The sequence below is a fragment of the Hyphomonas sp. CACIAM 19H1 genome, assembly GCF_003325995.1.
Lineage (GTDB): Bacteria > Pseudomonadota > Alphaproteobacteria > Caulobacterales > Hyphomonadaceae > Hyphomonas > Hyphomonas polymorpha.
In genome coordinates, this window is sequence record NZ_CP016437.1 from 3,216,186 (window position 1) to 3,230,753 (window position 14,568).

At 63.8% G+C, this 14,568-nt stretch carries 14 protein-coding genes; 6 read left to right on the forward strand and 8 right to left on the reverse strand.

Features of this window, described 5'->3' with window-relative positions; all coding sequences use genetic code 11:
• Positions 1-180: 180 nt before the first annotated feature.
• The 4 genes from BBF93_RS14995 (at position 181) to BBF93_RS15010 (ending at position 3,733) form a co-directional block, all read left to right on the forward strand.
• On the forward strand, positions 181-1,551 hold the full coding sequence (locus BBF93_RS14995; RefSeq protein WP_114106459.1) for a M23 family metallopeptidase: 1,371 nt from the start codon (positions 181-183) through the stop codon (positions 1,549-1,551).
• A 188-nt stretch (positions 1,552-1,739) separates the two neighbouring features.
• Complete coding sequence (locus tag BBF93_RS15000) at positions 1,740-3,059, forward strand: M23 family metallopeptidase (protein WP_162786587.1); 1,320 nt, start codon at positions 1,740-1,742, stop codon at positions 3,057-3,059.
• A gap of 88 nt (positions 3,060-3,147) precedes the next feature.
• On the forward strand, positions 3,148-3,450 hold the full coding sequence (locus BBF93_RS15005) for a type II toxin-antitoxin system RelE/ParE family toxin (protein WP_114106461.1): 303 nt from the start codon (positions 3,148-3,150) through the stop codon (positions 3,448-3,450).
• On the forward strand, positions 3,440-3,733 hold the full coding sequence (locus BBF93_RS15010; protein ID WP_114106462.1) for an addiction module antidote protein: 294 nt from the start codon (positions 3,440-3,442) through the stop codon (positions 3,731-3,733). Before BBF93_RS15005 ends, BBF93_RS15010 begins: the two co-directional genes overlap by 11 nt.
• A 68-nt stretch (positions 3,734-3,801) precedes the next feature.
• Here BBF93_RS15010 and clpB read toward each other — a convergent pair whose 3' ends face one another.
• The 7 genes from clpB to BBF93_RS15045 form a co-directional block, all read right to left on the reverse strand.
• Positions 3,802-6,420 (reverse strand): ATP-dependent chaperone ClpB, encoded by a 2,619-nt coding sequence (gene clpB, locus BBF93_RS15015; protein ID WP_114106463.1) that lies wholly within the window; start codon positions 6,418-6,420, stop codon positions 3,802-3,804.
• 177 nt (positions 6,421-6,597) lie between these two features.
• Positions 6,598-7,332: a DUF4167 domain-containing protein gene (locus tag BBF93_RS15020; protein ID WP_114106464.1), complete on the reverse strand. Its 735-nt coding sequence runs from the start codon at positions 7,330-7,332 to the stop codon at positions 6,598-6,600.
• 220 nt (positions 7,333-7,552) lie between these two features.
• On the reverse strand, positions 7,553-8,410 hold the full coding sequence (gene prmC / locus BBF93_RS15025; protein WP_162786588.1) for a peptide chain release factor N(5)-glutamine methyltransferase: 858 nt from the start codon (positions 8,408-8,410) through the stop codon (positions 7,553-7,555).
• Positions 8,407-9,294 (reverse strand): retropepsin-like aspartic protease, encoded by an 888-nt coding sequence (locus BBF93_RS15030; protein ID WP_162786589.1) that lies wholly within the window; start codon positions 9,292-9,294, stop codon positions 8,407-8,409. Before BBF93_RS15030 ends, prmC begins: the two co-directional genes overlap by 4 nt.
• Complete coding sequence (gene prfA / locus BBF93_RS15035; RefSeq protein ID WP_199288417.1) at positions 9,294-10,367, reverse strand: peptide chain release factor 1; 1,074 nt, start codon at positions 10,365-10,367, stop codon at positions 9,294-9,296. The genes BBF93_RS15030 and prfA overlap by 1 nt, the downstream gene beginning before the upstream one ends.
• 48 nt (positions 10,368-10,415) lie before the next feature.
• Positions 10,416-10,847 (reverse strand): MAPEG family protein, encoded by a 432-nt coding sequence (locus tag BBF93_RS15040; protein ID WP_114106467.1) that lies wholly within the window; start codon positions 10,845-10,847, stop codon positions 10,416-10,418.
• 38 nt (positions 10,848-10,885) lie between these two features.
• Positions 10,886-12,163, reverse strand: coding sequence for a hypothetical protein (locus BBF93_RS15045; protein WP_162786590.1), 1,278 nt, complete (start codon positions 12,161-12,163; stop codon positions 10,886-10,888).
• Between the two features lie 117 nt (positions 12,164-12,280).
• On the opposite strand from BBF93_RS15045, the gene BBF93_RS15050 reads away from it, so the two are divergent.
• The gene (locus tag BBF93_RS15050; RefSeq protein WP_114106469.1) at positions 12,281-12,883 is read left to right on the forward strand and encodes a DUF1214 domain-containing protein; all 603 of its coding nucleotides are present in this window, start codon (positions 12,281-12,283) and stop codon (positions 12,881-12,883) included.
• Entirely contained in the window at positions 12,883-13,416 is a 534-nt protein-coding gene (locus tag BBF93_RS15055) for a DUF1254 domain-containing protein (protein ID WP_114106470.1), read from the forward strand. The genes BBF93_RS15050 and BBF93_RS15055 overlap by 1 nt, the downstream gene beginning before the upstream one ends.
• An 8-nt stretch (positions 13,417-13,424) precedes the next feature.
• Here BBF93_RS15055 and ispG read toward each other — a convergent pair whose 3' ends face one another.
• A complete protein-coding gene (gene ispG / locus BBF93_RS15060) occupies positions 13,425-14,564 on the reverse strand; it encodes a flavodoxin-dependent (E)-4-hydroxy-3-methylbut-2-enyl-diphosphate synthase (protein WP_035598382.1) in 1,140 nt (379 codons plus the stop codon).
• Between the last annotated feature and the right edge of the window lie 4 nt (positions 14,565-14,568).

Below are 14,568 nucleotides of genomic sequence, written 5' to 3' on the forward strand. Positions count from 1 at the left end.
CTTCACTGGTCCGACCGGCTTGCTTCTTGCTTCCACTACGCCATAAAGTTCCTAAAGTGGCATGTAATTCAGGCGTTCCAACCTCTCGAATCCTTAAGTTGATCAGGAGACGAAAATAGGGCGCTGAAGTTCCATTCCAGCCCGAAGGGCCGGGGGGCGTCAGAAGACAGGATACCGAGCTTGAACCAGGACGACTTTCCCATCGCCCCGGCAAACCCGCCGAAACGCAACCTTTCCCAGGGCATGAAAAGCCTCGTTGTGCTGGGTGTTCTTGGGTCAGCTTCCGCGCTGGCAGGACTGGTGATGGCCGGGCGGCCGGACGCGGCGATAGTGCATACGGCAGACGCGGCAGTGCCCCTGCCCCTGGCCGCGCGGCTGGTGTCAGCGGTGGACGTGGCCGATATGCCGCGCCAGCTGGTGAAGGCTGAAGGCAAGCTGGAGCGGAATGAAACCCTGACGGGCCTGGTCAGCCGGCTGGGCGCGCCGGTGGGCGAGGCCAATGCCGCGCTGCAGGCTGTCTACAGCAAGGATCTGATCGATCACCGCCGCCTGCGCCCCGGCCTGGAAGCGGAAACCTTCGTGGAAGACGGCCGGCTGACGGCGCTGGCGATCAAGGCGGACGCCGATCGCAGCCTGCTGGTGACGCGCACGCTGGAGGGCGGCTGGCAGGCAACACAGCTGAACGCGAAACTGATCCCCAGCTACAAGCGGGTGGCCGCAGAGATTGACGGATCGATCTATAACGCAGCCCTGAAGCTGGGCGCGGGGGATCAGCAGGTCGTCGATTTTGCCAGCGCCTTTGCCTATGACATTGACTTTCAACGGGAAATTCACCCCGGCGACCGGTTCGAGATTTTCTTCGAGACCTTCGTAGATGAGCGCGGCAACCCCGTGCGCCATGGCGAGGTGCTGTATGCGGCGCTCGACGGGAAGGCGCTGAAGCGCGGCTTCTACCGCTTTGCGCCCAGCGATGACGGCGTGCCGGATTATTTCGATGAAAAGGGCGAAAGCGCCACGAAATTCCTGATGAAGACGCCGATCAACGGGGCACGCATCTCCTCCAATTTCGGCACGCGGCGCCACCCCATCTCGGGCTATACCCGCCTGCACAAGGGTACCGATTTTGCCGCCCCCACGGGCACGCCGATCTACGCTGCCGGCTCGGGCACCGTGCAGCGGGCAAGCTGGAATGGCGGCTATGGCAACTTCATCAAGATCAAGCATACGCGCGGTTATGAGACCGCCTATGCCCACCTCTCGCGCTATGCCAAGGGCCTGAAGCCGGGCATGAAAGTGCGCCAGGGGGATGTGATCGGTTATGTCGGCTCCACCGGCGCTTCGACCGGCCCACACCTGCATTATGAAGTGTATGTGGACGGCAAGCCGGTGAATGCGATGTCGCTGAAACTGCCGACGGGGCGGAAGCTTTCCGAAGAACCGGCCATGCTGGCCGAGTTCATGCAGTACAAGCAGAGCATCGACTCCCTGCGCAATGGCGGGACCGGGCCGATGGCTCAACTGATGCCTCAGGAAGTGTCTGTAAGCCCCTGAACAGCCATCAGAATTCTTAACCCACAGCGAGACTGGCTGCGCAAGAATCTCTCCTCTGGGGCGATTCTGGTCCCTTTCTTGCTTCCTGACTGCCAGACCTAGGCCCTTCTCGGCCCCTGGATGGGAGAAACGGCATGAAACGAACGCGAAAGCCGCCTCGGATTCCTGTCGCCGTACGGCGTCTGGACATGACTTCCCGTACCGCCGAACGCATCGGCGGGGGCGCGGTCATTCTCATCATACTGGCGCTTTTCCTGCTGGTGCGGGCCGAACCGGAAACCCTGAAGCCGCTGAGCCTGCTGCAGATCAACGATTTGCGCGCTGAAGCGGGGCAAACTGAAACCGTGACCCGCAATGGCACGGTAACGGCCAGTGTTTCGGCTATGGATGTGCTCGAAGTGCTGGGCGCGAGCCCGGAAGATGCCACGTCCGCCGCCGTTGCGCTGCGTGACGCCTCGCCCACGCGCGGCCAGCGCCTGCGCCCCGGCACGGCGCTGTCGGCCTGGTTCGAGGCGGGCGAAGACGGGCGCGAGCGCCTGGCCGGCGTCAGCGCCAAGCTGAGCCCCAAGGCCACCCTGGTGGCCAGCCGGAGCAGCGATGGCCGCTTCAAGGCCAATCTTCTATCCGCCCGCACGACCACAGCCCTGCACCGCGTCGCGGGCCGCATCGACACGAGCCTCGCCGACGCCATCATCGCCGGAGGCGGTACCCGCCAGCATGCCGACATGTTTGCCGGCCTTTTCCCCGAAGACCCTGCCCTGGCCAAAGGCGGGCGCAAGGGCGAGCGGTTTGATGCCGTGATTGAAGTGGTCACCGATGAGCGCGGCAATTTCCTGGAGGCAGGCGATCTTGTCTTTGCTGCCTTCAATGGCGCCAAAACCTCCGGCAGCTGGTACCGGTTTACGCCGGAAGATACGGGCCTGCCCGAATTCTTCAGCCGCAGCGGCGTTGCAGGCGACGAATTCCTGCTGCGCAATCCGGTGCGCGGGGGCGAGATGAGCTCCGGCTTCGGCAACCGCATGCACCCCATCACCGGCGAAATGCTGCTGCATGCCGGTATCGATTTCCGTGCGCCGGTGGGTACGCCGATCCGCGCGGCCGGCTCGGGCCTCGTGACCGACATGCGGTATGGCGAAGGCTATGGCTGGTTCGTCCGCATACGGCATGAGCGCGGCTATGAAACCGTCTATGCGCACATGTCCGGCTTTGCCGAAAACCTGACGCCCGGGCGCACCGTGATGCGCGGCGAGGTGATCGGCTATGTCGGCTCCACCGGCTCCAGCACCGGCGCGCATCTGCATTATGAAGTGCTGCGCAACGGCTTCTATGTGAACCCGGAAACGCTGGCGCTGCCGACGGGGCGCGACATTTCCGGTAACAAGGCCGTGCTTGCCGCTTTCGAGGCCCAGCGCGACGCGATCGACACTTTCCGGAATGAAGCGGCCGGCAGCCAGCTTTTCGCCGCCACCGCCAGCACCGCCCGGATGACAAACGCCCCGGCGCCCTGAGGGGCGCCCGCGATCAGCTCAGCCGTACAGGTATACTACAGTTGACATCATATGGATACTGGAGTATACAAAATTCGCCGGAGGCCGAATGAAAATCGAACAGACCGATGCCTTTGAACAATGGTTCAGCGGGCTGAAGGACAGAAAAGCCAAAATCCGCATCACGGCGCGACTTGTTGCGATCCAGGAGGGCGGGCATTTCGGCGACCATAAATCTGTCGGCCATAAGGTTTCGGAACTGCGCTTTCATTTCGGACCGGGATACCGGGTCTACTTCACGCTCAGAGGAGAAGAACTTGTTCTTCTTCTTGGCGGCGGGGACAAAGACTCTCAGGACAAGGATATTGCCAGAGCTGTCCGGCTGGTAGAGGAGACCGAAGGTGACAATTAAGACAAAACCTTTCCGCCCCGGCGATCATATTCAGACGGCTGAGGATGTTATTGTCTTCATTGAAGCGGCGATGGAGGAAGTCGGGCCTGAAAACATCAAGCCACTCCTTCGCGCGATCGCTGACAGCGTGGGAATGACGGCTCTCGCCGAGAAGTCTGGCCTTACGCGCGCGGGACTTTACCGAGCCCTGAGCGAAGAGGGCGATCCGAAACTCTCGACATTGACGGCCATTCTCGACAGCCTCGGGCTTCAGCTTCAAGTGGTTCCCAAGGAAGCGGCATAACCACGTGTAAAAGCCCCCGCGCCTTCAGACGCCGGGGCTTTTGTTCGATCCGGGATGATCCCTGTCGCTTAATTCAGCGCCACCTTGCCCTTGGCGAAGGTGTTGGGCACGCCGTTGATGGAGAGGCCATCGCCTTCGACGCCGACATGGATTGTCTCGCCATCGAGGATGCGGCCTTCCAGCAGGAGGCGCGCGAGCGGGTCCTGCAGCTCTTTCTGGATCACGCGCTTCAGGGGCCGCGCGCCATAGACCGGATCATAGCCGCGCGCGGCCAGCCAGTTGCGGGCGTCCAGGCTGAGGTCGAGCTTCATCTTCCGGTCCTTGAGCAGCTTTTCGAGGCGGCTCATCTGGATGTCGACGATATGGTCGATCTCGCCGCGGCCCAGCCGCTTGAAGAAGACGATCTCGTCGATCCGGTTGATGAATTCCGGGCGGAAATGACGGCGGATGGCGGCCATCACATGCTCGCGGGCGCTCTCGGAGACTTCGCCCTCTTCCCCGCTCGCCAGCGCGTCTGCGCCGAGGTTCGAGGTCATGATGATGATCGTGTTCTTGAAATCCACCGTGCGGCCCTGGCCATCGGTGAGGCGGCCATCATCGAGTACCTGAAGCAGCGTATTGAAAAGGTCCGGATGGGCCTTCTCCACCTCATCGAACAGGACGACCTGATAGGGCCGGCGCCGGACAGCCTCGGTCAGCACGCCGCCTTCATCATAACCGACATAGCCCGGAGGCGCGCCGATCAATCTGGCCACGGAGTGTTTCTCCGAGAACTCGGACATGTCGAGCCGCAGGATGGCGGTGTCGTCATCGAACATGAATTCGGCGAGCGCCTTGGTCAGCTCCGTCTTGCCGACGCCCGTGGGGCCGACGAAGAGGAACGAGCCGATGGGACGGTTCGGATCCTGCAGGCCGGCGCGGGCCCGGCGCACGGCATTGGAGACGGCGACGAGCGCGTCTTCCTGGCCGACGACGCGGCCCCGCAGGGAATCTTCCATGCGCAGCAGTTTCTCGCGCTCCCCTTCCATCATCTTGTCGACGGGGATGCCGGTCCATTTGGAGACGACGCCCGCGATATGCTCTGGACGGACGACTTCGGACACGAGGCCGCCTTCGGCGTCCCCCTTGGCCTCGACTTCCGCAATCATCTTTTCCAGCCGCGGGATGGTGGAAAATTTCAGCTCAGAGGCCTTGGCAAGGTCGCCCTGGCGCTGGGCCTCGGCCATGTCGGAGTAAGCCCGGTCGAGCTGTTCCTTGGCAGAGGCGGCGCCTTTCAGCTTGTCCTTCTCCGCGCTCCAGGCGGTGGTGAGTTCGCGCGAGCGGGTTTCGAGGCCCGCGATCTCGCCTTCCAGCGTTTTCAGCCGGTCCTGCGAGGCGGTGTCCTTTTCCTTCTTGAGGGCTTCAGCCTCGATCTTCAGCTGCAGCAGGCGGCGGTCGATCTCGTCGAGTTCCTCAGGTTTTGAATCCACCTGCATGCGCAGGCGCGAGCCGGCTTCGTCCATCAGGTCGATGGCCTTGTCGGGCAGGAAGCGGTCCGTGATGTAGCGGTTCGAAAGCGTGGCGGCGGCAACAATTGCCGCATCCGATATGCGCACACCGTGATGGGCCTCATAGCGGGCCTTCAGACCCCGGAGGATCGAGATTGTGTCTTCCACCGTCGGCTCGTCGACATAGACGGCCATGAAACGGCGGGCGAGCGCCGGGTCGCCTTCGACATATTTGCGGTATTCGTCCAGCGTCGTGGCGCCGATACAGTGAAGTTCGCCGCGCGCGAGCGCCGGTTTCAGAAGGTTGGACGCATCCATGGCGCCTTCCGATTTGCCAGCGCCGACAAGCGTGTGCATTTCGTCAATGAAGAGGATGATGCCGCCTTCCGCCTGCTGAACTTCGTTCAGAACGGCTTTCAGGCGCTCCTCGAACTCGCCGCGGAATTTGGCGCCCGCAATCAGCGCGCCCATGTCGAGCGCGAGGAGTTTCTTGTCCTTCAGGCTCTCGGGCACATCGCCATTGACGATGCGCAGGGCAAGGCCTTCGGCGATGGCCGTCTTGCCGACGCCCGGCTCACCGATCAGGACGGGGTTGTTCTTGGAGCGGCGGGAAAGCACCTGGATCGCGCGGCGGATTTCCTCATCACGCCCGATCACCGGATCCAGCTTGCCTTCGCGGGCGTCCTTGGTCAGGTCGCGGGCGTATTTCTTCAGCGCTTCATAGCCTTCTTCCGCATTCTGACTGTCTGCCGTTCGGCCCTGGCGCAGCTGAGCGATAGCGCCTTCCAGCGTCTTGGGCGTCACGCCGGCATTCTTCAGAACGTCAGCGGCCGGGTCTCCGGCAAGGCCGGCAATGGCGAGCAGCAGGCGCTCGGCGGTGACGAAAGCGTCACCGGCTTTCTTGGCGCCCGCCTCAGCGTCCTGGAAGAGTTTTGCGCCCGATTGTTCAAGGCGCAGGCCACCTGCCCCGGCGCCGGAAACCTTTGGCAGCTTGCCAAGGGCCGTGTCGACGCCCTGCACGGCCAGCTCCGGCCGGCCACCGGCCGCGCGGATGAGGTTCACCGCGAGCTGGTCACGGTCTTCAAGCAGGGTTTTCAGAATGTGCGCCGGTGTCAGCACCTGATGGCCAGCGGCCAGCGCGGAGGTTTGCGTGCCCTGAATAATGGCGCGGGCACGTTCGGTGTATTGGTCAAGGTTCATGGGTTCATCCCCTTCTGGAGGCAGATTGTAATGCCTGTCGGCCCCGCTCAGCGGCAGCCGTCTCGTTGAAGCCGATGTGGGAATGCCGGGCGAAAGCTGCAAGCACTTGCCGCGCAAAACGAAACGCCCCGCTGGAGGGCGGGGCGTCGCAGTAGATTTACGTAGACCGGTGGCGGATCAGTCGGTTGTCTCGGCTGGCGCGGTTTCCTCGGCCGACGGGCGGCGGCGGCCGCGCGAGAGGGTTTTCATCACGCCATCGGTTTCGGAAACAGCCTCGGAGGCGCCGTCTTCTTCCTTCTGGCGGGGAGCGCGCTCCTCGCGGGCCTTGTAGGGCTTGCGGCGGCCTGCGCTGCGGCTGCCACGTTCTGCGCGGTCGCGCTCAGCCGGGGCGGCCTCTTCGGCAGCGGCTTCCTCGGCCTGCTCAGCAGACGAATCGTCTGCCTCGTCATCGGTGTCGATCACGCGGAGCGAATCAGCACGCTCGCCGTCGTCCTCATGACGCGGATGGGTGGAAGTGACAACGACGGCCTCGCCTGCATCCTCTTCGCCGGCATCGGCGCCTTCGGAGGGCTGGTTGCCGCGATAATCCCGGTCGCCGTTCGGGCGATTGTCGCGATCATCGCGCCGGTCGCCCCGGTTCTGGTGCTGCTGTTGCTGCTGGTTACGCGCTTCGAGCTGCTTGGCGACGATGCGCTGATAATGCTCGGCGAACTGGAAATAGGCTTCGGAGAGAATGCGGTCGCCGCTGGTCTGCGCGTCACGGGCGTATTGGAGGTATTTCTCCAGAACCTGCTGGGCGGAACCGCGGATCTTCACGTCCGGACCGACACTCTCATAGTGGCGGTTGGGATTGTTGAAAGCATTCTGCGGATTGCCGCCTGAGCGTCTGTTGCGCCCGCGTGAGCGTTTCATTCGGGATATCCTGTTTCAAAGTGTGCCTAAAATTGCCGGCAAGCAGTTGTCAGAACCGTCAGCTTCTGCGTGCAGGTGGGGCCTGAGTATCGACGCTGCCGTTTCAACCGATCCCTGGCGGGAGCTTGCATCTACACCCGCAGGAAATTGCGGGCGGCCCCTCACCGAACCCTTATGTAACGTGGAATGCGGGGTCCGCCAAGGGAAAATGTAAGCAGAATTAACGGGGTCTGCAGCCCGCCACCCAGCGGTCATTGCTGCCCAGATCCTGACCGGAGGCGAGGCTTTCAAAGCCCGCCAGCGCCATCAGGCCCAGAACGGCCTCTTTCTGGTCATAGCCGATCTCCAGCACCAGCCAGGCGCCGGGCTTCATGCCGGCCGCGCCCAGCGCGATGATCTCCCGGTAGCAGTTGAGCCCGTCCTGGCCGCCATCAAGCGCCATCAGCGGCTCATGTTCGCGCACTTCCGGCTCAAGCCCGGCAATCACATCCGAGACGATATAGGGCGGGTTGGAGATGATGAGGTCCGCCTTGGGCCAGCCTTGCCAGTCTACCCAGCTGCCGATGAAGATGGCCGAGCAGTCCGTCAGGCGGTGCTTTTCCAGATTCGCGCGGGCGAGCTGCGCAGCTTCCGGGCTTGCTTCCACCCCCTCCCCGCTGGCCTCCGGGCGCTGGGTGAGCAGCGCGGCGAGGAGGCAGCCGGTGCCGGTGCCGAGATCTGCCAGCCAGAGCGGGCCATCCTTGGGCAGGCGATCGAGCGCCGCAGTGACGACGCACTCGCTATCGGTGCGCGGAATGAGGGCGCGGGCATCGGTGAGGATGTCGAGGCCGTAGAAATGCGTCTCGCCCATGATGTGCTGGGCCGGCTCGCGCGCGGCCCGGCGCGCAACGACGGCGAGGAAATCTTCTTCCACCGTTTTGGGCACCGGCGAATTTCCGGCCGAAATCAACGCCAGATGCGACCCGCCGAAAGCATGGATCATCAGCATCATCGCTTCTGACCGCGCGCGGTCCAAGCCCGCTTCCCGGAAGCGCTGGGCCGCCAGGCTGATCAGTTCGTCATAGGTGGGCGGCTTCACGCACGCGGCTCCAGCCAGATCCGGTTGCCTTCATAATCGACGACAATGCGGAAATGGCGCAGCACCGAGACGCCGACATTGGCATCTGCCCCCTTCTCATGAGGGGAGACGGCCGCCGTCACATCCTTCAGCGTCAATCCGCCAATCTCAAGCGTCTCTATACGGACGAGCGTGCGTTCGACATCTCCGCCAATGCCGCCGCCCATCTTGGTGCCAAGGATGTTATCCGGCGCCAGCAGGCCGGCGCGCTCAGCAAAAGCCCGGCTGAGCAGAACTTCATTGCCATTGCCAAGATCAAAATCGGCCAGCACCGGAGCCCCGTTGATTGCCGCGCCGAGCTGCTTGATGCCGTGGGCGTCCTGCAGCGGCAGCGGATCGGACGCGGGCAGAGCCTCCGCGCCGGTCTCTTCGATGCGGCCAGCCTCAATGTCCATCGCATAGATGCCGGCGTCAAAAAATTCCCGGCCGAGCACCACGGTCAGCGGCGCGCCGACGACGCGCTGCGAAATATCCGTCAGGTCAAGGATGGCCACCATCCGGTCCTGCAGCGTCTTTCCCGCCGCCTTCAGCGTGACGCCTTCTGCAAACTGAACGCTTTGCGTGCCCGCGCCCGTGCCCCTTGCCTCTTCCTCGCCGAAGGCGGCGAGACCGGCAGTGGCGGCAAAGGCGGTGTCCAGCAGGGTCATCTCCGCGCCGGAATCCAGAAGCGCCTCCGTGGCGATGCCCTGAACGTCAACCGGCAGGAAAACCCTGTTGCCCACCACGCGCAGATTGGCCTGCGCTGCGGCCAGCGAGGGTGTTGCAGCCGGAACGGCCGCAGGCGCGCTGGCGCAAGCGGCGAGACCGGCCATGCAGACACCAAGCCAGGCAAAGCGCGGACGCATCAACTTGACTCCAGCGCGGCCAGACGGCGCGATTGGTCTTCCGTGATCAGAGCTTCGATCACATCGCCGAGCTTGTCGCCGGCAATGATCCGGTCGAGCGAATAGAGCGTCAGGCCGATACGGTGATCGGTGACGCGGTTTTCCGGATAGTTGTAGGTGCGCACTTTCTGGCTGCGGTCACCGGAACCGATCTGGCTGGCGCGGGCCTCTGCGCGGGCGGCGTCCTTCTCGGAGCGTTCCTTTTCGTAGAGACGGATCTTCAGCTGCTGCATTGCCTTGTCGCGGTTCACATGCTGGGATTTCTCAGAGCTCGTGACCACGATGCCGGTGGCAAGGTGGGTGATGCGCACGGCCGAGTCGGTCTTGTTGACGTGCTGGCCGCCTGCGCCGGAGGCCCGCATCGTATCGATACGGATGTCTTCGGGGCGCACCTCGATCTCGATATTTTCCGGGGCCGGCAGAACGGCGACCGTGGCGGCTGACGTATGGATGCGGCCCTGTGTTTCGGTGGCGGGCACGCGCTGGACGCGGTGAACACCGCTTTCCCACTTCATCCGCCCGAACACGCCGTCGCCGGACACATTGGCGATGATTTCCTTATAGCCGCCCGCGTCCCCCGGAGAGACGTCCACGATCTCTACCTTCCAGCCCATGATCTGGGCGAAACGGGTATACATGCGGAAGAGGTCGCCCGCGAACAGCGCGGCTTCATCCCCGCCGGTGCCCGCGCGCACCTCCAGCACGATGTCGGCCTTGTCGTCGACATCCTTGGGCAGAAGCAGGATCTGCATTTCCTGTTCGAGCTCCGGCAGGCGCTCGCGCAGATCCTCAATCTCCATTTCGGCCAGTTCGGCCATTTCCCTGTCGCCGGAGGCGAGCATCGCTTCGGCTTCGGCCAGCCCCTTGCGGGCCGACATCAGGTCGCGCGCCTTCTCGACCACCGGGCGAAGCTCGGCGTGTTCCTTGGAAAGGGTGATGATCTCCGAGGAGTCGGAGGTTGCGCCCATCCGGGCCTCAACCTCCTCGAACCGGTCGATCACCTGCTGAAGGCGCATCTGGGACAGGGCTGACATGCCCGCCCTTTAATCCGCTTTCAGGCGGCATGGAAGCCCGCGCCGCTGTCAGGCGAAGATACGCAGGGCTTCCTTCCCCGCCAGGAAGAACAGGCAGAATGTGCCCAGCGAGAAGACCAGAAAGCGCAGCGGCACCGAGCCGATCACGATCTGCACGAAGGAATGCATCACCCGCAGCGCCACATAGGCCCAGGCAACCAGGGTGGAGAGATTGTCCCCGCCCCCGGTGAGCGCCGCGAAGAACATGAGGGCGTAGAAGATCGTCGGCTGTTCGTGCAGGTGGTTGTAATTGTCCGCTGCCGAGCGGACATGCGGGGGAAGCTTGTCCGAATAGGTGCCCGGATGGCGCGCCTCGTCCGGCTTGATGCCCGCCTTGCCGAAGGCTGGCAGGCGCAGCGCATACATCCAGATCCACAGCACGCAGGTCCAGATTACCAGCGCCAGCACCGGTTTCAGGAATTCGATTTCAGGTATTGCCATTGTTGTTGCCTCCCACAGCAGTGTTGTTGCGGGAGAGATTAGGGCGCTGTCACCTGGCTTGGCAACTGAGCTGTTTTCTGCAGATGCGCCTTCAGGAAGGCCACAAAGGCCTCAATGTCATCGTCGACGATGCTGTGGCCGCCGGGACGCAAGAAGAAGGCAATATCGGCAGCCGGATCGAAATGGGTCATGTCGTCCTTCAGGCCCGTCTCGCCATGGGCGCGCCAGACGGCGCTGGCCGCATAAGCCGCCCGATAGCTGGAATTGGGGTCGGCCCAGACATCCCGGCGCGCATTGCCGAGGAAGAGCGGACGGGGCGCGATCAGCGCCAGCAGGTGATGCTGATCGAAAGGCAGCGTGGCCGGGTCGGCCGCGTAGGGCGCCGCGCTGGGGGCCAGCCAGTGAGGATAGGATTTCACCATCCGGTCCAGCCGCTCGCCAGAGGGCGACCGGGAAAGCGCCGCGCCGCCAAAGCCGGTCTGGTGGGCGATCACCGCATCGACACGCGGATCCCAGGCGGCCGCCAGTAGCGCGGCCTTGCCATGGCGGGAATGGCCGAGGATCGCCATGCGTTGATTGTCTACCCGGTCATCGGCTTCCAGCGCCGTGATCACGGCGGAATAGGCATAGGCCCAGGCCATCAGCGTGCTGCCGGGATTAGGGTTTCCGCCAAGCGCCTCGATCGCAGGGCCGGCTTCGTCCTCGTCATCGGGCACGAAATCGCTCGCATGGAAGCTGGCATAGGCAAGGCCGGCGTCGAAATAGAGGTCGATGGGCGCCTCGGCGATATACTCCCCGAACACGGCGGAAATGACCATGCTGGCAAACTTGCCGAAATCCCGGACGGTGCAGGCATCCCCATCCATGCTGGTGACAGGTTGCTCCGGAAAGGTGGCGCAGTTGGACCCGAAGGTCTGCGCGATGACGACCGGCACCTGCACCGCGCCCGAAGGGAAGGCCGCCACGAGTTGGAAAGTGCGCGCGCCGGGGCCTGCGCCGATGGTGATGTCGAGTTCTTCCAGCGTGCCGCGGCCTTCCAGATAGTCCGGAACGATCACCCGCCAGTCGCCAAAGCTGACCGGCAGGCCTTCGGGCCAGGCGCCATACAGCGTGTCCTGCAGCAGCCCCTTGAGGCGCGCCCGCTCGCCTGGATCGGAAACCAGCGCGGCGACATCGATGGGCGGGGTAGCGGCGGGCTTGTTGGCGGTATCCAGGCTCGCATAGTTCAGGCCGAGCATGGTGCAGCTTGACCCGACAAGGAGCATCACACCCGCCAGAAGGCTGAGGCCGATCCAGCGCAAAACTCTCAACACCATGAACAAACCTGGAAAGATGCCCGCTAAGGCATGTGTTGCTAGCGCATTGCGGGGGCGCCTCCCAGCCCCCTTCTGTTTTCCTCTTGCAGGCGGCTGCAGTCACGATAGCGTGACCGGATGCGGATTGTGGTTCTTCTGATTGGTGGTGTGCTGGGCCTGGCGGCGGGGGCGGTTACGGCTCTCTTTGCGGCTGGCATGTTCGGCGCGGGCGCGGGTTTCAGCGATGAGATCAATGTAAACGGCTGGAAAAGCGACTGGACCATCGGGTCCACGGCGGCCAATCCCTGGACGCGGGCGCGGGTCGCCCGCCACGGCCTCCTGGCCCTGACCAAGGAAGAAGCGGTCTATTTCACCAAGGGCGTCGATGAAGGCGGCCAGCGTCTCTCCGAAGACTGCCGCTATGAAGTGAGCGGCGGCGACATGCCGGGGCTCTGGTGGTCGGTTACGCTTTATGATGCCCAGAGCTACCTGCCGCTCAACAAGGACAACGCCCCCTCCTTCGACAAGACCAAGGCGGCAGCCACCAGCGACGGCAGCGCCTGGTCCTTCACCGTGGCGGCGGATGGGCCGGAGACCGGGAACTGGGTGTCCAGCCAGAATGCCGGCACCTTCGATCTGATGCTGCGCATCTACAAACCCACGCCGGAGCTGATCGCGACCCCTGAGGACGTGCTGCCCGCGCCGGTTATCAAACGCCTTTCCTGCGGAGGGGCTGCCTGATGCGTGCCTTCCTCACCGGGCTTGCCGCCTTTGCCATCACCTTTCTGATTGCGCATTTCGTGGTGCTCAGCGCCCTGCCGGGCAAGATCATGTCCACGGTCCGTGGACAGATGGTCGAGCGGGGCATGCCCGTGCATGCCTGGGCGATGAGCCCGCGTGTTACCCCGGAAAGCCAGCCCGTGGTGCGCCCCTCCCCCGATCTGGCCTATGCCATCTGCCTGATTGACCTCTCCAACGGGCCGGTGGAGCTTTCCGTGCCAGCCTGGCCGGAATATGGCTCGCTCTCGATCTTTGAGGCGGATACGGACAATGTCTATGCCGGCTCTCTGGATGCGCGGGCAGAGGGCACGCCGGGCATTCGCCGGGTGATCGTGGCCCTGGAGGGGCAGGATCTCTACCAGTATGGTGAGGCCGAGCAGGTGATCGTGTCAAAGCCCGAGGCCCTTGCCCTGATCCGCAGGCTGGCGCCTTCACAGGCGGCCTATGAGGCGGCCGCCGCACTGATCCCGGCAAGCCGCTGCGCGCCGCTCTGACCTGACTTTTATTCGGCGGGCACTTCTGCTGTTTCGGCTTCGCGCTGAGCCTGGAGGCGAGCGGCCTTTTCCTCTACCAGCTTGACGATGTGTTCCACCATATCGGTGTTCGAGACGTTATGGTCAGCCCGTCCGTTGACGAACATCTTGCCGCTTTCCTTGCCGCCGCCGGTGAAGCCGAGATCGGTCATCGCCGCTTCGCCGGGGCCGTTGACCACGCAGCCAATGATGGAGAGCGAAATCGGCTCGGAAATATGCGCCAGCCGCTTCTCCAGCGTTTCGACCGTGCGGATTACGTCAAAGCCCTGGCGCGCGCAACTCGGGCACGCCACGATGTTGACCCCGCGTGTGCGCAGGCCGAGGGATTTCAGCATCTCGAACCCGACCTTCACTTCCTCTTCCGGCTCAGCCGAAAGCGAGACGCGGATCGTGTCGCCGATGCCGGCCCAGAGCAGCGCGCCCATGCCGATCGAGGATTTGACCGTACCCGTACGAAGGCCGCCCGCCTCGGTGATGCCAAGGTGCAGCGGCGCATCGGTGGCTTCGGCAAGCGCCTGATAGGCGGCGACGGTGAGGAACATGTCCGACGCCTTCACCGAGATCTTGTAATCATGGAAGCCGAGATCATCCAGGATACGCGCGTGATCAAGCGCGCTTTCCACCATCGCGTCCGGGCAAGGCTCGCCATATTTCTCCAGCAGGTGGCGCTCAAGGCTGCCGCCATTGACGCCGATCCGCATTGAGCAACCATTGGCGCGCGCCGCAGCGACGACTTCCTTCACGCGCGCGGGCGACCCGATATTGCCGGGATTGATCCGCAGGCAGGCCGCGCCCGCATCCGCCGCCTCGATGCCGCGCTTGTAGTGGAAATGGATGTCGGCCACGAGCGGCACGGGGCTCGCCTTGACGATCTCGCGCATGGCCTGCGTCGACTCTTCGGTCGGGCAGGAGACGCGCACGATGTCGGCGCCCGCTTCGGCGCAGCGCAGGATCTGCGCGATGGTGGCGGCCGCGTCCTCGGTCGGGGTGTTGGTCATCGTCTGCACGGCGATGGGCGCGTCCCCGCCCACCAGCACATTCCCCACCCGCACCTGACGGGACTTGCGGCGCTCGATATTGCGCCAGGGACGGATCGGATTGTGGCTCATGAGG

What these genes read in the sequence shown, in the direction of transcription:
- BBF93_RS15000 (WP_162786587.1), top strand. Translation starts at nt 1,740, where the DNA reads ATGACTTCCCGTACCGCCGAACGCATCGGCGGGGGCGCGGTCATTCTC.
- BBF93_RS15005 (WP_114106461.1), top strand. Translation starts at nt 3,148, where the DNA reads ATGAAAATCGAACAGACCGATGCCTTTGAACAATGGTTCAGCGGGCTG.
- clpB (WP_114106463.1), bottom strand. Translation starts at nt 6,420, where the DNA reads ATGAACCTTGACCAATACACCGAACGTGCCCGCGCCATTATTCAGGGC.
- BBF93_RS15020 (WP_114106464.1), bottom strand. Translation starts at nt 7,332, where the DNA reads ATGAAACGCTCACGCGGGCGCAACAGACGCTCAGGCGGCAATCCGCAG.
- BBF93_RS15030 (WP_162786589.1), bottom strand. Translation starts at nt 9,294, where the DNA reads ATGCGTCCGCGCTTTGCCTGGCTTGGTGTCTGCATGGCCGGTCTCGCC.
- prfA (WP_199288417.1), bottom strand. Translation starts at nt 10,367, where the DNA reads ATGTCAGCCCTGTCCCAGATGCGCCTTCAGCAGGTGATCGACCGGTTC.
- BBF93_RS15040 (WP_114106467.1), bottom strand. Translation starts at nt 10,847, where the DNA reads ATGGCAATACCTGAAATCGAATTCCTGAAACCGGTGCTGGCGCTGGTA.
- BBF93_RS15045 (WP_162786590.1), bottom strand. Translation starts at nt 12,163, where the DNA reads ATGGTGTTGAGAGTTTTGCGCTGGATCGGCCTCAGCCTTCTGGCGGGT.
- BBF93_RS15050 (WP_114106469.1), top strand. Translation starts at nt 12,281, where the DNA reads ATGCGGATTGTGGTTCTTCTGATTGGTGGTGTGCTGGGCCTGGCGGCG.
- BBF93_RS15055 (WP_114106470.1), top strand. Translation starts at nt 12,883, where the DNA reads ATGCGTGCCTTCCTCACCGGGCTTGCCGCCTTTGCCATCACCTTTCTG.
- ispG (WP_035598382.1), bottom strand. Translation starts at nt 14,564, where the DNA reads ATGAGCCACAATCCGATCCGTCCCTGGCGCAATATCGAGCGCCGCAAG.